Here is a 20,054-nt window from a genome sequence, read left to right as displayed (position 1 = left end):
AGATCCCCTTTGTTAATCAAACGCTAAATCAATATTATAAAGGCGAAAAGATTGCTAATACTAAAACCTTCAAGGCTAAACGCCGTAAACTGCGTAAAGTGCAAAAAACTGTAAGCCCAGAACAGATTTACTCTGCTCTGGCTGGTGCTATGAAGCAGAAACCCAGATCGTGAGGTCTAGGAATCCCAGTCACTTTAGTGCGGGGTGGATGTCAACTTAATGAGCAAATAGTCGCAGACTTGTTCTTTTCAGTAAGGATCGCCTTATCATTGGCAGTATAGACTTTTTTGCAGCTCCTATATGCCTGCTTTTTTCTCCCAAGATAGGGCTTCCAACGATCGCTATCAACTTTCTCTAAAGCTATTACTGATCGTTCCATTTGTAACACAGGTGATTGCTGCGGTGGGGGTAACTGGGTGGTTATCGATCCAAAATGGACGAGAAGCGACTCAGGAACTGGCTCCTAAAATTGGGCTGGAAGTAACGAATGCAATTGAAACCCATGTGCGGGGATACTTTGATACTCCTTTAGAGGTGTTACAGACCTATGGGGCGATCGCTAAGGCTGGAAAACTGAATTTTGAAAATATAGATAGTTTGGATGAATTACTTTGGCAACAGATGCGCCAATCAAAAATCCTCTATTTTTTCTATGCGACCAATCCTCATGGGGAATTTATGGGGATTGAACGAAGGGAAGATAATGCTCTCGTACTACATCGCTCTTCATCAACTAAATTAACCAAATTAACCCTAGAGCCATTTCCCAAACTATTAAGGCAAAAGTCAATCTATCGGTTAGATGACGCTGGGAGGGTGTTAAATAAAATGGAAGTGAATATCTTCGATGCCCAAGAACGTCCTTGGTATCGAGGAGCGGTTAAATTCCGTCATGCGGTTTGGAGCCCGATCTATCTATTCGTGGCACGTCCAATTTTAGGAATTACGGCTTCTATGCCGATTTATGGAGAATCGGGCAATCTTCGGGGCGTTTTAGCGATCGACTTAACCCTTTCGCAAATTGGTGACTTTCTCAGGCAGTTAGCGATCGCGAAAACGGGACAAGCCTTCATCCTCGAACCATCGGGCGATATTGTCGCGACATCAACTTCAGAACTGCCTTATATCTCAGATCGCAATATCTCAGATCGTAGGCAACTGAGACTGCACGCCCTTCAGAGTCAAAATCCCTTATTAAAATCGATTTTTCAGAATCTCTCTCAAAAATATCCCAACCCTGCGAATATTCCCGATCGTCAGCAAATTCAAATGGAATGGGAAGGATCGACTCAGTATATCCAGATCGCTAGATTGCGAAGTGAGCAAGGGCTAGACTGGCTTTTGATCGTCACTGTGCCAGAACAGGATTTTCGCGATCGCATTGATATTAATACGCGCAATACAGTTATGCTGTGCGCTTTAGCCCTAGTTTTTGCGAGTTTAACGGGCTTCTACACATCAAAATGGATTGCGAAACCAGTGCAGAAACTAATTGATGCTTCGCATTTGCTCGCCAATCTTTCGGCATCGGCTGATCTTGCTAGTGGTCAGCCCTATCATCCGATCGAGACTGCTAACGTCCGCGAACTGTCAATCCTCGCAGATTCTTTTAATCAAATGGCGGAGCAGTTGCAGATTTCTTTTATGGCCTTGGCTAAAAGTAATGAAGAATTAGAAAGTCGAGTGGAACGAAGGACTGAGGCTCTAAAAGTGAGTGAGGCTAAATATCGCACCCTCGTCGAAGTCGCCAATTGCATTATTTTAAGGAGAGATACTAAGGGCAAAATTAAATTCCTGAACGAGTATGGCTTAACTTTTTTTGGCTTTTCTACGGAAGATGAAGTGGTTGGCAAAAATATCGAAGGAACAATTTTTCCAGTGACTACCGATCCTACGACATCTAATCTGCCAATTTGGATGAATGCGAGTGTTAATGAAGCCGATCTCTATATGTTTCAGGAAAGTCAAAATACGCGCAGTGATGGAATGCAAGTATGGATATCTTGGTCAAATCGTCCTATTGTGGATGAAGAGGGGAATATGCTGGAGATTCTTTCTATTGGTGTAGATATCACTGAGCGGAAGCGGATTGAATCTACCCTTGAGCAGTTTTTAAGTTTACAAAGAGCCACATTTGAGTCGATCGCGGATGGGATTTTGGCTGTGGATCGCATTGGACATATTACCAGCTATAACCAACAGTTTGTGGATATGTTTGCCCTATCCCAAGAAGTGCTATCGTTGCCCGATTATGCCCTTAGACTGGAGTTTCTGGCGGAACAAATGCGCGATCCTCAGGACTTTATGCAGCGATCGCAGGAGTTTTATCACCATCCTGAAATGGAAACCTATGACGTTCTCGAACTAGTCGATGGCAGGGTCGTGGAGCGCTATTCCCGTCCGCAAAAATTAGGCGAGCAGATTATTGGGCGCGTTTGGAGTTTTCAGGATATTACGGCGCGAGTACAGGCGGAGAAGGCGCTCGAAGAGCAGAAAACCTATCTGCGATTAATTATTGACAGTATTCCGCAGCAGATTTTTTGGAAAGATACAAATTTGGTCTTTCGAGGATGTAATAAAAACTGGGCAAGATATGCCCAACTGGATAGTCCAGAAAGTGTAGTAGGTAAGACAGATTACGATCTGATTGGGAATCCTCAATTGGCGGATATTTTTCGCCAGCACGATCGCCAAATTATGGAATCAAATATTCCAGAATTGCATGTAATTCAACAGAAACTCAATCTAGATGAAGAGGGACAGTCGATTTGGTTAGATATTAGTAAGTTACCGATCATTGATGCTGATGGTAAAACTATTGGGATTTTGGGGGTACTTGATGATATTACTGAACGCAAACGCGCTGAAGAAGCTCTCTATACCGAGCAGGAAAAGTCGGAAAGGCTGTTATTAAATATATTGCCTAAAGCGATCGCCGATCGTCTGAAGCAGTCCCAAGGGGTCATTGCCGATAGTTTTGAGTCCGTTACGGTTCTCTTTGCCGATATAGTCAGCTTTACTGAAATGTCTTCAGAACTATCACCTCAGGATTTGGTTGATCTCCTCAATCTAATTTTTTCAAGCTTTGATCAGCTCAGCGAAACCTACGGGCTAGAAAAAATTAAGACGATTGGCGATGCTTATATGGTGGCTGGGGGCATTCCCATTTCTACGGAAAATCATGCGGAGGCGATCGCTTCAATGGCATTAGATATGGTGGATAAAGTTGCCGAACTTCGCAATTTAACAGGTAGACAGTTGCAAATTCGTGTAGGCATTCATACGGGTGCAGTGATTGCGGGAGTGATTGGCACGCAAAAATTTATTTACGATCTATGGGGCGATACGGTGAATGTGGCGAGTCGCATGGAGTCCCATAGCGAAGTTGGCAAAATTCAAGTATCGGCGGCAACCTACGAAATCCTCAAACATAAATTTAAGTTAGTCGAGCGTGGTGCGATCGAGATCAAGGGTAAAGGACAAATGCAAACCTATTGGCTGGGTAAGAAACTATAGGAATGAAAGTTACATAGACGAAAGAAGAGAAGGTTGGCGCTTCGCACCAACCTTTTCTTCTTTCGTCTATGTACAACTAGGCTCTCTGACTTTCTGGTTGAGATAAAGGAATCTGAATTAAAAATTCGGTTCCTTTTTGCATCTCAGATAGGCATTGAATTGTGCCGCCATGCTTGTCAACGATGATTTGATAGCTGATCGATAGCCCTAGTCCCGTTCCTTCTCCCACGGGTTTAGTCGTAAAAAATGGATTGAAAATCTTTTCGCGAACTGATTCGGGCATTCCGCAGCCATTGTCTTTAAAACTGATTTGCAATAAATTATTATTAATTATTTCTGTGGAGATGATGATCTGCGGTTGTTCGTTCCCCGTCGCAAAAAAGCCTAACTTTTCGCGCTCTTGTAAAGCATCGATCGCATTGCCGATCAGGTTCATAAATACCTGATTGAGCTGTCCTGCAAAGCAGTCGACGACAGGGATATCACCATAGTTCTTCAAAATGTGAACTTCCTTTTGATGGGGATTCCCCTTAATCCGATTTTGTAAAAGCAGTAAGGTGCTATCAATACCTTCATGGATATCGATCGGTTTCATGTCGGCTTCATCAAGGCGCGAGAAATTCCTTAGGGTCAATACGATTTGGCGAATACGTTCGGCTCCCATTTTCATGGAATGTAAAACCTTGGGAAAGTCCTCCTGCAAAAAATCGAGATCGATATCTGCGATAAAAGATTGAATGTCAGGATCGGGAGCGATCGCCTGTTGTTTCTCCCAAGCTTGATAGCGCCTGACCAATTCCAGTAAGTCCCGACTATAGACAAAGGAATGGCTGAGATTGCCATAGATAAAGTTGACGGGATTGTTGATTTCATGGGCAACACCTGCCACAAGTTGCCCCAGACTGGACATTTTTTCGGTTTGGATTAATTGGGCTTGGGTATTTTTTAAGTCCTGCAAAACTATTTCTAGTTCTTGAGCCTGTGCGTTTGCTTGTTGGGTCAGTTGTTCCTGTTCGTTTAAACTTCTTTGGAGCCATTTTTCGGCATACTTGCGATCGGTGATATCGCGCAAAATGGCAATATATTCCTGAGTGCGATCGGATTGATTGAAATATTCCGATACCGCTACTTCAACGACGCTGGGTATTTTCGCTTCAGTATTGAAGCGGTATTTATGTTTTAATTCTCTCTCACTGAGGTTATCCCAAAGGGCGGGATCGTAATCAATTCCCTCTAAAAAGAGTCCGAGGGGTTTGCCTATCAGTTGCATTGCATCGATTTCAAAGAGTGAGGCTGCCGCAGGATTGGCTTGACATATTTCGCCTCGGTTATTGACAATCAGCATGGCATCCAAGGCTGCCACAAATAAATGTTCTGCTCTTTGTCTGGCTTCTTCCATAGTCATGACCTGCGGTAAGCTCGTCCAACAAGCGATCGCAATTCCAAGAAAGGCAACAACTAGGAGCAGCACTAAAAATAGAGCGTTGCGATTGGTGTCACTATGCTCAGCATGTTGATCTAGCAGGCTAAAAGCTAGCCAACCTATTCCCGTACTACCACATACCAAAATAATGATGGTGATAGTTTGGACGATCATAAAATCGAACGATCTTAGGGATGTCTTATGGCGGTAAATTTTTTCCCACCATTGCACATGAAAAAAGGCAAAAGGCAGTCGCCGCATTAAAGCATCGGCTCCTAATACGAAAATTGGCAAGAGCAAGCCAATCAGTAAATCTTGCCAACTCCAGGCGATTCCCCCAACGACTAAAACTACGGATTCGATCGCTAAAAATAAAACTGCCCAATGGGGATACAAGGTTTCAGGGCGATCGCGCTTTAGCCAAATTGCTAAATGTAGGATCGTGATGCTAGATAGGTAGCCCGTGCCCGTGATCATGACTATTCGCGAAACGTCACCCCAAAATAGGCATAGCAAACTCATGATTAAAGTTGCCACCAGCCCATGACCAATCACGCTACGAGGTGTAAATAATGTGAATAAAGGGGATAAATGACGTTCTTGCGCAAGCTGGTAAAGAACTCTAGGAGAGTTGGATGCAGCAGTTACCGAACTTAGCAAACAACCAGCGGCAACCAAAAAGGTAATTAATGGAGAAGCCGCAGCCCCCCAAAATGGTTTTGCCGCGTCCAGTAGGTGCAAATAAGTATTTTCGCCTGCCAGAGGATTAGTCGATAGTCTTGCTAAAACCCATGATCCACCGACATACACGACTGGAATGAGAATTGCCATGTATTGCAAGCATTTTAGGGTTAGATCGGGACGACGACTTTCGGCAACAAAGGAGGAAGCAGTTTCACATCCATAGATGGCGTAGGTCGCTACAAAGTACCACTTTGCCCATAGCACAAATGATGGCGCACTCACGCCACCTGTGGACAGAAATCCAGGACTGGTGGGATCAAATGCTAACCAGTTGAGTCCGCCAATACAGAAAGCAAGGAATAAGCTGACGGCGGGGACGATAAAAAATGCTTGAAAGATAGCCATCGAGCGCGTGCCACTAAATGCCACGACATAGGGCAGGAACACAAAGGCAACTTTGAGAAACCCATCGGGAATATAGATGTGAAAATCTAATAGGATGCTTTTGATTAAATCCGCTAGAATAATGGCATTGATCGCTGGAACCGATACCCAGCCCAGCCAATAGCCGATCGCTCCATACTTAGCTATAAATGGATATTCTTTGAGCAACCTCACTGTATAGTTAGGAGTCCCTCCTGACATATCCTGCCAATGTTTTCCTAAGTTCCTGATTTGAAGATTGAGGAATACGGCGACAAATGCTGAAGGAATCCATACCCAAATTGCTTTCTCCCCCAACTCAATATGCATTGCTGGCGCTACGCCAAACCAAAGCAAGAGTCCAGTTGTGCCAAATCCCCATGTTTCAAAGGTGCTAAGACTACGCGGTAACTGAAACCACGATTTCTGGGAGGCGACCGATAATGGGCTGGCGATTTGTGCAGGTTGGTTTCTAGATTCAGAATCAGTCATAGTAGCGCGATCTTATCTCTACAGGCATAATTGCTTCTAGATTCTCATCAAAATAGTTCCGAGAATGTACTCTTATCACTTTCTTAGAGCTGGCGACAATCGCCATGCAGCTTAAAAAATATCAAAAAAAATATCAAAGTAAAGGCAGCGCCATGTTCCGCCTGTTCTGAATATAATACCAATCCCCACAATGCCAACGCCATTTTCGGAATCTCAAAACCTTACTGGATTTGTTTTTTAATTTATTGAAGTGTTGGCTTACTTTAGTCACTTGAATTAGGACAAATCAAAACCCAAGAATTAATTGGCGGCGCTTCGCGCCGCCAATTAATTCTTGGGTTTTATGTCCTAGTACACTTGGCGACAGCTATATAGCCAGTAATACCAATTCCCAAAATGGCAACGCCATTTTGGGAATCTCAAAACCTTACTGGGTTTGGTGTTTAATTCACAAAAGTATTGTCACACTTTCGTGAATTGGTATAAACCCACAAGAGAGATATGGCGCTTCGCGCCATATCTCTCTTGTGGGCTTGCCCTACACTTGGCTTACATCCAATCATCATCGTCATCGTAGGAAACCCTAGTATTAGGACGGCGGCGATCGTCTTCATCCTTACCGCGTTTATTGCGGCTGGCAAAACTGCCAATACTTTCGAGGATGCCACTAAATAGATCGTCATCATCATCGTCGAAGTCTTCTTCTTCTTCGGCATAGAGTTCGCTCGATAGGGCATAGAGAGCTTCTTGGAGTTCTGACTGAGCGCGATCGATCAGGGCATCGTCCTCTTTGGCGATCGCATCCCTGAGTTTTTTAATGGCTCCCTCAATTTGTTTGCGGCGTTCGTAACTTAGTTTGTAGCCATAGTTAAGGGCTAATTCCTTTAACTGTCGCTCTGCCCCTACGGCAAGATTGTCGGCTCGATTTAATTTTTCAATGCGTTCACGTTTGGCGCGATCGCGATCGGCAAACTGCTCTGCTTCGGTAACCATCCGCTGCACTTCTTTTTCGTCTAGGGTGGAAGCTCCCTTGATCGTGACTCGACGCTCGACACCTGTACGGCGATCGCAGGCGGTTACCGCCAAAATTCCATCGGTATTAAGATCGAAGGTCACATCAACCTGCGCCATCCCACGGGGCTGGGGATCGAGCCCACTGAGCTTAAAGCGTCCTAGGGACTTGTTATATTCAGCGAGATCTCGCTCTCCCTGAATTACATGGATTTCTACGGAGGTTTGATTGTCTTCGGCAGTCGTAAATAATTCCATCTTGCGACAGGGAATCGTCGTATTTCTAGGAATTAAGCGTTTGACTACACCACCTGAAGTTTCAACACCCAAAGACAAAGGCGTGACATCCAGCAGTAATACGTCCTTAATTTCTCCAGATAAAATCGCCGCTTGAATCACGGCTCCGATCGCTACGACTTCATCGGGATTTACGCTCTGACTCGGTGGCTTGCCGATCGCGCGTTCTACCATTTCCTGTACCGCAGGAATCCTTGTGGAACCACCGACTAACACGACTTCATCGATCTGGCGAGGGCTGATTTGGGCATCCCGTAAGACGCGATCGAGGGGGATTTGTAGTCGCTCTAATAGATCGGCGCTCAATCGCTCAAACTGCGATCGCTTTAAGCTGGTTTCTAAATGTAAAGGACCCTCCGCCGTTGCGGTAATAAAGGGCAAATTAATTTCGGTAACGCCGACCGTCGAAAGCTCGATCTTGGCTTTTTCCGCAGCTTCGGTCAGCCGTTGGAGAGCCTGACGCTCTTTACGCAGATCCACCCCATCGGATTTGAGGAATTCTTCGGCAAGGTAATTGACAATTTGGCGATCGAAATCATCGCCGCCCAATTGCGTATCACCAGTTGTTGCTTTGACCTCAAATAAGCCATCGCTCACCTCCAGTACCGATACATCAAACGTACCGCCACCAAGGTCAAACACTAAAATTTTCTTGTTAGACTTTTTATCTAAGCCATAGGCTAAGGAAGCAGCCGTCGGTTCATTTAAAATTCGTTTAACTTCAATACCCGCAATGCGACCCGCATCTTTCGTCGCTTGCCTTTGGGAATCATTAAAATAGGCTGGAACCGTAATCACCGCACCTGTTACAGGTTCGCCTAAATATCGACTTGCCTCATCGACGAGCTTGCGAATCACCATTGCCGAAATTTCTTCGGGCGCAAAATCCTTTTCTAGTCTAGAACTGCGTAACTTAATATTGCCTTGATCGTCACGCCTGACCGTATAGGGTACTCGCTTAGTCTCTGCAGAGAGTTCGCTATGCTTGCGTCCAATAAAACGCTTGACCGAATAAAAGGTATTATCAGGGTTTAGCACCGCTTGCCGACGAGCCATTTGTCCGACAAGACGTTCGCCATCTTTAGTAAAGCTAACAACGGAGGGAGTGGTGCGGCTACCTTCTGAGTTTGCAATCACTATGGGCTTGCCACCTTCCATAACGGCTACCACAGAGTTTGTCGTACCCAAGTCAATACCTACAATTTTGCCCATGCTTGACGTATATACCTCTTCACTTCCCAAGACTGCTTATGCAACAGCTTAACAATTTTTTGCTTTGCTTTACTTTGCTAATATCCTAGCTCTAAACACTACGCATCTAATACACTATGCCTGTGAATATACCTATGAATGGCTTGCGAACAGGCTATGGACAAAATATGGACAAAGGGGGCTTAGCCCCCTTTGTCCATATTTTGTTCATATGACTTTTGCATTGTGTTTACCAGAAAGATTTATCAGAAAGGTTTATTAGAGATTTAGCCAAAAACCTTATTTTTCCAAGTTATGATCGCATCAATTAGTTCTTTGCGGCTACTGGCTAGCAATAGATATCGATAGACAAACCACAGGGAATAACCAAAACCAACCAGTTCAAAGATGCTAGGTAATAAAGGTAGTTTATTGAGGAATTCTAAGAGTGCTGATGTGGCAATTAGAAGTGGGATGGCAGCGACGAGAGCGATCGCAAGGGTCAGGTTATCTTTTTTGCCTTCGCCAAAGTAATCTTGCCAAAGTTGCTGAACCTGTTCCCAGAGAGGGTTGCTCTCTGGCAGTGAGTCATTGGTGGGTGGGAGACTTGTTGCTATTGATTTTGCTGGTTCAGGAGCGGGGGGCAATGGCTTAACGGGGATTTCGATGGTGGGTTTTGCCGCACTAGCGACTTCTACAACTTCAGCTCCATTCTCTACGGTTGCTTCGTCAGTAGTTTCTTGAGGTTCCATGATTTATTTATAGAGTGCAGTCATTATTAATTGTGAAAATTTTAACAACATTTGTCTCGCTTTTGGATCGCTGTATCGCTTAGTTGTATTAATACCCATGGAGACGTTATCCCAAAGCTGAAAATGGCATAGCCATTTTCAGCTTTGCAAACCCTTACTGGGTTTGGTTTTTAATTCACAAAACTGTGATAACGTTAGGACAAACATCAAACCCAATAGGGAGTTGCGGCGCTTCGCGCCGCAACTCCCTATTGGGTTTGATGTCCTGACTTAAGTGGCTATAGCTATACTAGGACATAAACCCCAAGAATTGACTGGCGGCGCTTCGCGCCGCCAGTCAATTCTTGGGGTTTGATTTGTCCTAAGCTTGTTTGAGCGAGTGCTCAAAGTGGCTGCGATTTTCAAATACCTCAAACAAAGTCTTCATTGAGGTTACTTCTAAGAGAAAGTCCACATATTCGCTGATGGAGCAGAGGGCAAACTTACAACCGATCGCCTTAGAGGTTCTTAACGCAAAAATTAAGGCTCCTAATCCCGAACTATCCATCTGTTTTAGATGTTGGAGATCGATAAGTAGTACGTCAGGTTTGCGATCTAGCACATCGCTTGCTTGTTGACGAAAATAGTTAGTGCTGGTCGCATCAAGGTGACCAATGGGTTGCATTACTTCTATACGCATGATGATTCTCTCCTTGCTCCTTGATGTTTAGAAGCTAAAAAATATTTAATTTTAAGTAAATTGACTTATATAAGGGCTTAATTAAAATGTCTGAAGGAGTCTCTAGATATATTCCTCAAGGAAAAGTCCCCAAGGGGCAAACAGTCCGTTTCATGGAGACATAGTACTCCCTTGCTTAAGTATTTATTTCTCCAAAAGTTATTAAAAGGTTATCCCTAAAGTTATGAGTATGTTTACTAAAAAGTTACTTCTAGTGTTATGAGCAGCTAGGCATAATTAATTACAAACCAAGCCCCGTAAAGTTGCGCCCCTACGGGGCGAAACTCTACAGGGCTTGGTTTGCTGTCATCATTACCTTGCTACAAGCTCAAGAGGAGGGTGGTAGGGCATTGCGCCACCACCCTCCTGCTTAGGTATGAGGGGCAATTTTCTGCTTTGGGGGATTTTTGCGAGATACAGAGGTGCGATCGCTTAGATACCACCGCCAAGGAATGTCTATACCTTGGGTAATTCCGATTCTGGTGGTTTGCACGATGGGCTCGTTAAAATCTGGCGATCGCGCTTCTAGCCATAGATGCTGGTCGGGATGTAAAGCCACTCCATCTAGTTGGCGATCTATTTGTAATAAACGACATAGTTTCCCCGGCCCTGAGCCTGCTCGATGGGGCTTATCTTTACTCCAACTAGGCAAGCGATCGCATTCAATCGCCCGAATTAACACCGCACTACAGAAATCTTCGCGATCGGTCACGATATTGACGCAATGGTAAATTCCATAGATTAAGTAAACATAAGCCGTACAGGGAGCGCCAAAAATTGCCGCATTGCGAGCAGTCTTGCGCCGATAGCCGTGGCAAGCGGGATCGGTTGCGTCATAGGCTTCAGTTTCCACAATAATTCCCCGATATTCCTCCCCTGCAATGCTGCGGACTAACTTGCAGCCTAGCAATTCTGGCGCGACTTCTTGGGCAGGGCGGGCAAAAAAAGATTTTTCTAAAAGCATAGCAAGATAAATTCCAGCAAGTATTTTAAGAGCGCCGCTTTGCGGCACTCTTAAAATACTTGCTGGAATTTATATGGGGCAATTGACCCAACTACTAACGCCATCCAGCCAAAATTCTTTTTTCCAGATCGGTGCTTCCGCCTTTAAGGTGTCGATCGCATAGCGACAGGCCTCGAAAGCTTCGCCGCGATGGGGCGAGCCCACGGCAACTAACACGCTGATTTCCCCGATTTTCAGTTTTCCTAGTCGATGGTGGATGACCACATCGGTAATGGGAAATTGCCGATGGCAGCGATCGCTAATTTGTTGAAAAACTTGTAAAGCCATCGTGTCGTAGGCTTGATAATCCAAATAATCAACTGCACGTCCCCCTGTCTGATTGCGTACCATGCCACTCATGAGGACGACCGCGCCATTACGAGCCTTGTCGGCGATCGCATAAGCTGCCGCCACATCTAGAGCCTCATGGGTTAGTCGGAAATGATCATTCATAGCTATAAAATTTCAATGGCATAATATCGGCAGTAATTACTGCCGATATTATGCCGATATTTACTGGCGATAATTACTGCTGATAATTACTGGCGAGGTTAAAAATTAATCTTCGTGCTCTTCAAATTGATCGACTAATTCCTTGTTCGGAGGCCCAAACGCCACGTATATCGCATAAGCCGTTAAGCAGATTACACATACGGCGATAGTAATTGCGATCGAAGTTGCGTTTTCCATGAATTGAACCAATGATTTGAGTTATTCTAAATTACAATTATACTATTTTGTAACAATCCCTTTAAGAAAACAAACTTATGTCACAACGTACATGGCTTGGTGATATTCTCAGACCGCTGAATGCAGAATACGGTAAAGTCTCTCGCGGTTGGGGTACGACTCCCCTCATGGCTATTTTCATGGCTTTGTTCCTTGTATTTCTAGTCATTATTCTCCAGTTGTATAACGCCTCCTTGATCCTTGATGGCGTTAATCTTAACTGGGGTGGTTGATTTTTAGTTCTAAGCCCATATTAAAGGCACGCAAAGCGTGCCTTTAATGTAAGTAAGTGAGCTTAAATATAAAACCCTAAAACCTGCGGCGCACGCGCAGCGTGCGCCGCAGGTTTTAGATCCGGATTTTAATTATGCCCAGCTACTTAATTGATAGATTTTTTGATAGATTCTAAAATTCAGGATCGACTGATCGCCGATGGTCTCTGGTTTGCGATCGCTAATAGTTCACTCGTCTAACTCGTCTAACTCGTCTAAAAAGAAGGTCATTCTTGATGAATATTTTTGGTATTGGTTTGCCTGAAATGATTCTGATCATGCTCGTTGCTCTGTTGATCTTTGGCCCCAAAAAGCTGCCAGAAATTGGGCGTAGTATGGGTAAAGCTATTAAAGGTTTTCAAGATGCCTCCCGCGAATTTGAATCGGAATTTAAGCGTGAAGCCGAGCGTTTAGAGCAACCCACAACAATTGCTGAGTCAGCCCCTGCGACATCCTCGGCAACCCTATCTTCACAGAATCCTGAAGCTGTATCTGTTGCTGCTCCTGTTGCCACCTCTTCAGAACAAACTAAGGAAGTAACAACCGCTGCGGATGCTTGAGACTCAATCCATATCTTTAATTGTAGGACTGGGTAATCCTGGAGCAGAATACGATCGCACTCGGCACAATATTGGTTTTATGGCGATCGATCGCCTATCCACATCTTGGAATATCTCCCTTGGCAAAGAAAAACGCTTTTATGGGCTCTTTGGTGAGGGGCGATTGTCAAGTAGATTGGTCGGTAATAGTAAGATTCGTTTGCTCAAGCCCACTACCTATATGAACTTGTCGGGACAGTCTGTCCGCGCCTGTGCGGATTGGTTTAAAGGTAGCCCCGCAAATATTTTGGTTGTATATGACGATATGGATTTACCCCTTGGTAAGCTGCGATTGCGTCCCTCTGGTTCTGCGGGTGGACATAATGGTATGAAATCCATAATCGCGCATCTGGGCACGCAAAATTTTCCCCGCCTTCGTCTGGGTATTGGTCGAGGTGGTAGATCGGGTAGTGATGAAGCGATCGCTACTAAAGCCAATCAAAATGTCACTAATCACGTTCTCGGTGGATTTTCCGCCACAGAAACTAAAGTATTGCCTGAAATTCTTAACCTTGCCGAATCTACAGTAACCAGCATTTTAGCGGATGGGTTAGAAAAAGCAATGAGTTTATATAACAGTCGTAGCATTGATTTTTAAGCCCGTTAGTTCTGACATCAAGCCCCAAGAAGAGAATGGCGGTGCTTCGCGCCGCCATTCTCTTCTTGGGGCTTGCAATAATTTGCTATTTTTTGAACTTAAAAACCTTGCTGAGTTTAGTTTTTAGTTTTCTAAAGTATTGGCACACTTCAGGGAAATGGTATTACAAGGTATGATAAGACGGTTTTTAGGGAGCTTTGGCAGAGCTTAGTAAACTAAATTTTAGATGAGTAGGTAAGCATAATTAAAAATAAAATTCCCAATAGTTTGCCTTTAGCATAGCGATCGGCATAGTTTGGAGATTAGAGTTTTTAATTATGCCGAGGTGCTTATGCAAGTGCCATTTAATCGTAGTGAGAGGAGAACGTAATTTATGAAAGCCATGATTTTGGCTGCGGGTAAAGGTACTAGAATCCGCCCGATCACGAATATCATGCCTAAGCCCATGATTCCCATCATGCAAAAGCCTGTGATGGAGTTTTTAGTTGAGCTACTAAGACAGCATGGCTTCGATCGGATCATGGTTAACGTTAGCCACCTATCGGAAGAGATCGAGAATTATTTTCGAGATGGTCAAAAATTTGGCGTACAAATGGCATATTCCTTTGAAGGAACCATTATTGATGGCAAGCTCCAAGGTAGTGCGCTTGGTTCAGCTGGAGGACTAAAAAAAATCCAAGATTTCTCCCCGTTTTTTGATGATACCTTTGTTGTCCTTTGTGGCGACGCTTTGATCGATCTTGATCTCACCTATGCTGTGAATTGGCATCGTCAAAAAAAGTCCCTAGCTACGATTATTACTAAAACTGTTCCTAGAGATCAGGTTTCTAGCTATGGGGTAGTGGTTACCGATTCTGATGGTCGAATTAAGCAATTTCAAGAAAAACCAAGGGTTGAAGATGCCCTGAGTAATACGATCAATACAGGCATCTATATATTTGAACCTGAAATCCTTGATTATGTCCCTTCAGGGCTAGAATTTGACCTTGGTAGTGATTTGTTCCCCAAATTGGTGGCAGCCGATTTACCTTTCCATGCCATTTCGATGGACTTTCAATGGGTGGATATTGGTAAGGTTCCCGACTATTGGCAGGCCATCCAAGATGTCCTACTAGATAAAATTAAAAACGTTAATATTCCGGGGCATGAAGTTAAGCCAGGGATTTATGCAGGTTTAAATGTTTCGGTTAATTGGGACAAAGTTGATATTCGCGGCCCTGTTTATATTGGTGGCATGACTCAAATCGAGGATGGAGCCACCATCATTGGTCCGACAATGATTGGTCCTAATTGTCATGTTTGTAGTGGCGCGGTGGTTGAACGGAGTGTGATTTTTGAGTATTCCCGTCTGTCTGATGTGCGGCTAGTCGATAAATTGGTATTTGGTCGTTACTGTGTTGATAAAACAGGTGCAACGATCGATTTGCAAGCGGCAGCCCTAGATTGGCTGATCACCGATGCACGACAACAGCAACAGTCCCATTCTCCCTTGGAATTTTCTAAATCTCCTGCCTGAGCGATGCTTAATAGCAATTCCCAAAATGGCAACGCCATTTTGGGAATTGCTATTATCTACCTCGGACGCGCATAAATTGATCGATCCCGCGCGCGATCGCATCTGCCATCCGTTTTTGGTAATCTGGGCTATTTAAATTCCTTGCTTCGGTTGGATTCGTTACAAAGCCTGTCTCGACTAAAATCGCAGGCATCGAAGTTCTGGCAATTACATAAAAACCTGCACCTCTAACCGAGCGATCGTTTGCCCCTGTTCCTGCAATAATCTGCGAATGCACATAGCTTGCCAGTTCCCTACCAACCGTTGAGTTTCGTGAATGATAGGTCTCAATGCCACTGATGTCACTATTGCCTGCGGCAAGGGAATTAGCATGGACGCTGACAAACACATCGGCATTGATTCTCTCCGCTGCGGCAACGCGAGGCTCTAAGTCGATTTCCACATCATTAGTACGGGTGTAATAAACGGTGTAACCCATAGTCTGTAGGGCTTGTCCGAGCTTGAGGCTAATTGGCAAAACGACATCTTTCTCTTGAATGCCATTTCCAACGGCTCCAGGATCATTGCCCCCATGTCCTGCATCCACATAGATTACGCCCCGACGGCGATCGCCTGTATTTTGGGGAATATTCGGAGAAGGATTGTTAGTCGGCAAAGGTGATGGATTGGCAGGATTGGAAGCAACTCCACTCGCGGAAATTTGGAGCTTGATTTGTTTATTATTGAGCCTTGACGTTTCACGTATTTGCCAACCAGCACTCGTTTTAATGCCAATTTCCACGGCATTACCAACCTGTGAAAGCTTAATCCTCTCAATAGGGCTATTGGCAGCAAGGCTAGGGCGTTGGAAATTTGCCGAAATCTTGGCATTGGGGATAACCAAGTTGAAGTTGCCAGTGCGATCGAGACTAACTTGATAGCTTATGGCTTGGGTTGCCTCTACGCTCAATTGTCCCGTACTGCTTAAACTCAAGCGTTCGATCTCAGCGGTTAAGGATGCTGGATTAGTTGGATTGACTGGTCTATAAATGGGTAAGCTTGGATTAATGGGTATCGCCTGTGCGATTTTAGTCCCTCGATCTTGAGCTACTTGATCTTGAGCCACTCGATCTTGAGCCACTCGATTATTTGTATTTATGGACTGGGATTGTAAATTTCCTATTCCCTTTGGGGTGTTTTGTTTATTTTGAAGCAGAGATGATTCCAAAATGTCGGGATGTATAGGATTAGCTTCGCTGCTAGCAAAGTTGCCTATATTCCATCCATAGCTAGTAGCTAGGCTCACTAAAATTCCGACTACCATGTGTCGATATCGCAAAACATTTCTCCCAATAACGTAATTATCCGAAATCTGAGCTATTAGCTATTAAACAGCTAGATCTTTGGGCTATGCAGATCGCCTCAATCTACCTTCGGTAAGACTTTAGAAATTGATCGACCCCTTTAGCGATCGCCTCCGCCATGCGCTGTTGATAAGCACTGTTGACTAATTTTGAAGCCTCGGTTGGATTGGTAATATATCCAGTTTCCACAAGAATTGCAGGCATAGAAGTATTGCGAATCACATAAAATCTAGCTGACCTCACACCACGGTCATTTGCCCCAGTTATGGCAAGAATTTGCCCATGTACTAACTCGGCAAGATTCTCTCCTAAAGACGCACCTGGTGCGTGATAAGTTTCAACTCCACTGACTTGAGAGGCATTGGCATCCAGTGAATTAACATGCACGCTCACAAAGGCACTCGCTCTAGCATTCTCTGCAATCTTTACCCTTGGGTCGAGGTCGAGATCGATATCTTCAGTGCGGGTAAACACCACAGAATAGCCCATTTGCTGTAATATCCTGCCCAGTTGTTTACTAATTACCAAAGTAATGTCTTTTTCGTAAACTCCATTGCGCGTAGCTCCCACATCAGGTCCCCCATGCCCAGGATCGATGACAATGATCTGACGACCATTAACATTGCTATAGGTGTTTTGGGCTTGAGTTCTGGTAATCGGTACGTTACTCGTAGTAACCTGTCCTACACTGTTTAACTGCAATGCGATCGCTTGAGGATCGGTTCTGATTGCCTCACGGATTTGCCAACCCGCGATCGTTTTGACAGTAATGATTACGGCATCACCCACTTGGTTGAGGCGAATCTGTTCGATTGGGCTATTCGAGCCTAAAATTGGACGACGTAACTGCGGTGAGATTCTTGTGGCAGGAATGGTCACAGTAAAGGTATTAGTGGCTAAATTCAGACTGCCCCGATAGGATATCGCCCGACTCGCCTGAATTACCAGTTGTCCATAACCATTAAATGACAACCCATCAATAGTTGTTGGTGAATTGCTACTAGCCACCGATCCAGATGATCCAGATGCTCCAGATAATATTATTCCCAGCGAATTATCATTGCGATAAGTGCTTGGGTCTGAAGTAATAGGATTAGCCACCAATGGCAATGTTTGCGTTTGGTGATTGCCATTGATGGCTAACCTAAAGTCGTCACTGTTAGCTTGGGCACTATTAGCTTGGGCACTATTAGCTTGGGCACTGTTAGTTTGGGTGCTGTTAACTTGGTCATCGTTTTTGGGGGCATCGCTTTTGAGGTCACCATTTTGTTGTAGCTGTTGTATCGGAGCTAGCAATTGTTCTTGGGGGCGACGATCCTGTGGTAAATCAGTTGACCCCTTGGCATTAGCTGCTTGCGAGCTGAGACAGGTAGTAGCTATCAAGCAAAACATGAGCCATAGCGATTGTCGGTAATATTGATTCAAAAGATTACTCCCAACAATTTGACTGTAGAGTCCCGAGCGAAAGTTTAAGACAGCAATTCTACAGGAGATAGGGAAACTTTTTCCACCAAAGGCAACTTTCCTAACCAGCGGCGAGACACCTGAGCAAAACGATCAGGTTCTCCACTTACAAAAAATTTCGTCTCAGCGCGATCGCTACGGCTATCCAGACATTTCAACCCCATGAGATCTAACTCTTGACCCGCCGCCCTAACTACATAGGAAGCAGGGTTGACCAGAGCCACATGGGAGGGCAGAATCTGACGCAAAACTCCTGACAAATGGGGGTAGTGGGTGCAACCTAACACCAGCGTGTCAATATTTGCCTCAATCAATGGTTGTAAATACACCTTAGCAACTTGCAAAGTATAGGGATCCTGAATGCGATCGGACTCGATCAAAGGTACAAATTCAGGACAATCCATCTGAAAAACCTGTGCTTGAGGATCGCTTTCCCGAATTGCCTGTACATAAGCTTCGCTCTTGACTGTGGCAGTTGTGGCAATTACACCGATCCTTTTTCCTTTGCCCACCGCTGCTCTTGCCCCTGGCAAAATCAAACCCAGAATTGGCAGATCGAAATCTTTTCTGACTACATCTAGTGCTAAAGCCGAACTGGTATTACAAGCCATGATTGCCATCTTGACTTGCTTAGACTGCATCCAGTGCAAAATCTCATATACATACTCAATAATTTCCACAGGCGATCGCTTGCCATAGGGTAAACGGGCGGTATCACCAAAATAAACTACAGACTCATTAGGTAGTTGGCGATGAACTTCTTGTAAAACCGTAAGTCCCCCAACCCCACTATCAAAAACACCAATAGGGAACCGAGCTTCCTGCTGCAAAACCATGCACATCCTCACACTTCACATGCATCACAGTAAAGCATATTTTTTTGAAAGTGCGTATCAGCCTAACTAATTAACCACCCGACCATCCTCCTCTGATACCAATCCACGAAAGTGTGGCAACACTTTCGTGGATTAAGAACCAAACCCAGTAAGGGTTTGCAAAGCTCAAAATGGCTTAGCCATTTTGAGCTTTGGTATGAGTTAGTTGTCTAGAGTTAATTGTCTGGAGTTAATTGTCTGGAGTTAATGTCTTAACGGTACTGGTGATTCTATATACTTTTCTAGGTATGTTTGCGATCGCTTAGGCGACCAAATCTCTACCCCCACAAAACCCAACAAAGCAACTTATAGCTAGCAACTTATAACTTAGGTACAAAGGTACAAAAATGGACTTATCGCGTATCCCACCCCAGCCCAAAGCTGGAATTCTCAACGTCTTGATCGAAATCCCCGCAGGTAGCAAAAACAAATACGAGTTTGACAAAGACCTCAACGCTTTTGCCCTAGACCGCGTGCTTTACTCTTCGGTGCAATATCCCTACGATTATGGTTTCGTCCCCAATACCCTTGCTGATGACGGCGACCCTCTGGATGGCATGGTCATCATGGATCAACCCACCTTCCCTGGATGCGTTATTCCTGCTCGCCCCATCGGAATGCTGATCATGATCGATGGCGGCGATCGCGACGAAAAAATCCTCTGCGTCCCCGCCAAAGATCCACGTTACGCTGATGTCAAAACCCTAGCCGACATCGCCCCCCACCGTCTCGAAGAGATAGCTGAATTTTTCCGTTCGTACAAAAATCTCGAAAAGAAAGTCACTGAAATCAGGGGCTGGGAAGGTGTAGATGCAGTGCAAGCCCTTGTAACTAAATCAATTGAAGCGGCATTGCCTAAATCCTAAAACCTTTTTTAGAGACTACAATCCTTCTACCATAAGGAATAGACGATCCAAGCTAAATTCTTCTTAAAACTTTCTCCAAGAAAACGCTTGACAAAGGCAAATAAGGTTGCTAACTTAATAAAGCGCTGAAGGGAAGCGGAGCGAAAGCGAAGCAACCCGAACTGAAAGGAAAAGCGCAAGGAACCTAGACAAAAGAATAGTTTGAAAGCTTTAAGAAACCAATAAACCTCGTCAAGAAAATAAAAGACTGGATTATTGAGAAATAACCAGCTATCCGACAGG

General features: G+C 44.5%; 18 protein-coding genes. 7 read left to right on the top strand and 11 right to left on the bottom strand.

Annotated features, from left to right (window positions below; all coding sequences use genetic code 11):
- Positions 1–300: 300 nt before the first annotated feature.
- Positions 301–3,516 carry an adenylate/guanylate cyclase domain-containing protein gene (locus PseudUWO310_RS09825; RefSeq protein ID WP_142600584.1) on the top strand — a complete coding sequence of 1,072 codons (3,216 nt, stop codon included), beginning with the start codon at positions 301–303 and terminating at the stop codon, positions 3,514–3,516.
- Between the two features lie 76 nt (positions 3,517–3,592).
- Here the strand turns inward: PseudUWO310_RS09825 and PseudUWO310_RS09820 are convergent, their stop codons facing one another.
- From PseudUWO310_RS09820 to psbN, 7 genes are all read right to left on the bottom strand, one after another.
- Positions 3,593–6,538 (bottom strand): amino acid permease, encoded by a 2,946-nt coding sequence (locus PseudUWO310_RS09820; RefSeq protein WP_142600581.1) that lies wholly within the window; start codon positions 6,536–6,538, stop codon positions 3,593–3,595.
- 549 nt (positions 6,539–7,087) lie between these two features.
- The gene (gene dnaK, locus PseudUWO310_RS09815; RefSeq protein WP_142600579.1) at positions 7,088–9,058 is read right to left on the bottom strand and encodes a molecular chaperone DnaK; all 1,971 of its coding nucleotides are present in this window, start codon (positions 9,056–9,058) and stop codon (positions 7,088–7,090) included.
- A gap of 266 nt (positions 9,059–9,324) precedes the next feature.
- Positions 9,325–9,789, bottom strand: a complete 465-nt coding sequence (locus PseudUWO310_RS09810) for a CAAD domain-containing protein (protein ID WP_142600576.1) — start codon at positions 9,787–9,789, stop codon at positions 9,325–9,327.
- Between the two features lie 361 nt (positions 9,790–10,150).
- Positions 10,151–10,468: an STAS domain-containing protein gene (locus tag PseudUWO310_RS09805; protein WP_009627232.1), complete on the bottom strand. Its 318-nt coding sequence runs from the start codon at positions 10,466–10,468 to the stop codon at positions 10,151–10,153.
- Between the two features lie 409 nt (positions 10,469–10,877).
- Positions 10,878–11,471, bottom strand: coding sequence for a DNA-3-methyladenine glycosylase (locus PseudUWO310_RS09800; RefSeq protein WP_142600574.1), 594 nt, complete (start codon positions 11,469–11,471; stop codon positions 10,878–10,880).
- A gap of 69 nt (positions 11,472–11,540) precedes the next feature.
- On the bottom strand, positions 11,541–11,963 hold the full coding sequence (locus PseudUWO310_RS09795; RefSeq protein WP_142600571.1) for a molybdenum cofactor biosynthesis protein MoaE: 423 nt from the start codon (positions 11,961–11,963) through the stop codon (positions 11,541–11,543).
- 105 nt (positions 11,964–12,068) lie between these two features.
- Positions 12,069–12,200 carry a photosystem II reaction center protein PsbN gene (gene psbN, locus PseudUWO310_RS09790; protein ID WP_009627766.1) on the bottom strand — a complete coding sequence of 44 codons (132 nt, stop codon included), beginning with the start codon at positions 12,198–12,200 and terminating at the stop codon, positions 12,069–12,071.
- Positions 12,201–12,277: 77 nt separating this feature from the next.
- Between psbN and psbH the strand changes: the two genes are divergently transcribed.
- From psbH to PseudUWO310_RS09770, 5 genes are all read left to right on the top strand, one after another.
- Positions 12,278–12,472 (top strand): photosystem II reaction center phosphoprotein PsbH, encoded by a 195-nt coding sequence (gene psbH, locus PseudUWO310_RS09785; RefSeq protein WP_009627767.1) that lies wholly within the window; start codon positions 12,278–12,280, stop codon positions 12,470–12,472.
- Between the two features lie 275 nt (positions 12,473–12,747).
- On the top strand, positions 12,748–13,071 hold the full coding sequence (locus PseudUWO310_RS09780; protein ID WP_142600568.1) for a TatA/E family twin arginine-targeting protein translocase: 324 nt from the start codon (positions 12,748–12,750) through the stop codon (positions 13,069–13,071).
- Complete coding sequence (gene pth, locus PseudUWO310_RS09775; RefSeq protein WP_142600551.1) at positions 13,064–13,708, top strand: aminoacyl-tRNA hydrolase; 645 nt, start codon at positions 13,064–13,066, stop codon at positions 13,706–13,708. Before PseudUWO310_RS09780 ends, pth begins: the two co-directional genes overlap by 8 nt.
- Entirely contained in the window at positions 13,698–13,835 is a 138-nt protein-coding gene (locus PseudUWO310_RS23270) for a hypothetical protein (protein WP_223805599.1), read from the top strand. Before pth ends, PseudUWO310_RS23270 begins: the two co-directional genes overlap by 11 nt.
- Before the next feature lie 246 nt (positions 13,836–14,081).
- On the top strand, positions 14,082–15,224 hold the full coding sequence (locus PseudUWO310_RS09770; RefSeq protein WP_142600549.1) for a sugar phosphate nucleotidyltransferase: 1,143 nt from the start codon (positions 14,082–14,084) through the stop codon (positions 15,222–15,224).
- 52 nt (positions 15,225–15,276) lie between these two features.
- Here the strand turns inward: PseudUWO310_RS09770 and PseudUWO310_RS09765 are convergent, their stop codons facing one another.
- From PseudUWO310_RS09765 to murI, 3 genes are all read right to left on the bottom strand, one after another.
- Positions 15,277–16,542, bottom strand: a complete 1,266-nt coding sequence (locus PseudUWO310_RS09765) for an N-acetylmuramoyl-L-alanine amidase (protein ID WP_223805598.1) — start codon at positions 16,540–16,542, stop codon at positions 15,277–15,279.
- Positions 16,543–16,630: 88 nt separating this feature from the next.
- Positions 16,631–17,992 carry an N-acetylmuramoyl-L-alanine amidase gene (locus PseudUWO310_RS09760; RefSeq protein WP_142600545.1) on the bottom strand — a complete coding sequence of 454 codons (1,362 nt, stop codon included), beginning with the start codon at positions 17,990–17,992 and terminating at the stop codon, positions 16,631–16,633.
- Positions 17,993–18,036: 44 nt separating this feature from the next.
- Positions 18,037–18,867, bottom strand: coding sequence for a glutamate racemase (gene murI / locus PseudUWO310_RS09755; protein ID WP_055073709.1), 831 nt, complete (start codon positions 18,865–18,867; stop codon positions 18,037–18,039).
- A 386-nt stretch (positions 18,868–19,253) separates the two neighbouring features.
- Here murI and PseudUWO310_RS09750 point away from each other — a divergent pair, with 386 nt between their 5' ends.
- On the top strand, positions 19,254–19,772 hold the full coding sequence (locus PseudUWO310_RS09750) for an inorganic diphosphatase (protein ID WP_055073710.1): 519 nt from the start codon (positions 19,254–19,256) through the stop codon (positions 19,770–19,772).
- 26 nt (positions 19,773–19,798) lie between these two features.
- Here PseudUWO310_RS09750 and PseudUWO310_RS23265 read toward each other — a convergent pair.
- A partial coding sequence (locus tag PseudUWO310_RS23265; RefSeq protein ID WP_223805597.1) for a hypothetical protein occupies positions 19,799–20,054 on the bottom strand: 256 nt, incomplete at its 5' end.

The sequence above is a fragment of the Pseudanabaena sp. UWO310 genome, from assembly GCF_006861605.1.
Lineage (GTDB): Bacteria > Cyanobacteriota > Cyanobacteriia > Pseudanabaenales > Pseudanabaenaceae > Pseudanabaena.
Note: the sequence above shows the minus strand (reverse complement) of the source record. Positions and strands in the feature narration are given on the sequence as shown.

What these genes read in the sequence shown, in the direction of transcription:
- psbN (WP_009627766.1), bottom strand. Translation starts at nt 12,200, where the DNA reads ATGGAAAACGCAACTTCGATCGCAATTACTATCGCCGTATGTGTAATC.
- PseudUWO310_RS09825 (WP_142600584.1), top strand. Translation starts at nt 301, where the DNA reads ATGCCTGCTTTTTTCTCCCAAGATAGGGCTTCCAACGATCGCTATCAA.
- dnaK (WP_142600579.1), bottom strand. Translation starts at nt 9,058, where the DNA reads ATGGGCAAAATTGTAGGTATTGACTTGGGTACGACAAACTCTGTGGTA.
- PseudUWO310_RS09795 (WP_142600571.1), bottom strand. Translation starts at nt 11,963, where the DNA reads ATGAATGATCATTTCCGACTAACCCATGAGGCTCTAGATGTGGCGGCA.
- psbH (WP_009627767.1), top strand. Translation starts at nt 12,278, where the DNA reads ATGTCACAACGTACATGGCTTGGTGATATTCTCAGACCGCTGAATGCA.
- PseudUWO310_RS09780 (WP_142600568.1), top strand. Translation starts at nt 12,748, where the DNA reads ATGAATATTTTTGGTATTGGTTTGCCTGAAATGATTCTGATCATGCTC.
- PseudUWO310_RS09820 (WP_142600581.1), bottom strand. Translation starts at nt 6,538, where the DNA reads ATGACTGATTCTGAATCTAGAAACCAACCTGCACAAATCGCCAGCCCA.
- murI (WP_055073709.1), bottom strand. Translation starts at nt 18,867, where the DNA reads ATGGTTTTGCAGCAGGAAGCTCGGTTCCCTATTGGTGTTTTTGATAGT.
- PseudUWO310_RS09810 (WP_142600576.1), bottom strand. Translation starts at nt 9,789, where the DNA reads ATGGAACCTCAAGAAACTACTGACGAAGCAACCGTAGAGAATGGAGCT.
- pth (WP_142600551.1), top strand. Translation starts at nt 13,064, where the DNA reads ATGCTTGAGACTCAATCCATATCTTTAATTGTAGGACTGGGTAATCCT.
- PseudUWO310_RS09800 (WP_142600574.1), bottom strand. Translation starts at nt 11,471, where the DNA reads ATGCTTTTAGAAAAATCTTTTTTTGCCCGCCCTGCCCAAGAAGTCGCG.
- PseudUWO310_RS09750 (WP_055073710.1), top strand. Translation starts at nt 19,254, where the DNA reads ATGGACTTATCGCGTATCCCACCCCAGCCCAAAGCTGGAATTCTCAAC.
- PseudUWO310_RS09805 (WP_009627232.1), bottom strand. Translation starts at nt 10,468, where the DNA reads ATGCGTATAGAAGTAATGCAACCCATTGGTCACCTTGATGCGACCAGC.
- PseudUWO310_RS09770 (WP_142600549.1), top strand. Translation starts at nt 14,082, where the DNA reads ATGAAAGCCATGATTTTGGCTGCGGGTAAAGGTACTAGAATCCGCCCG.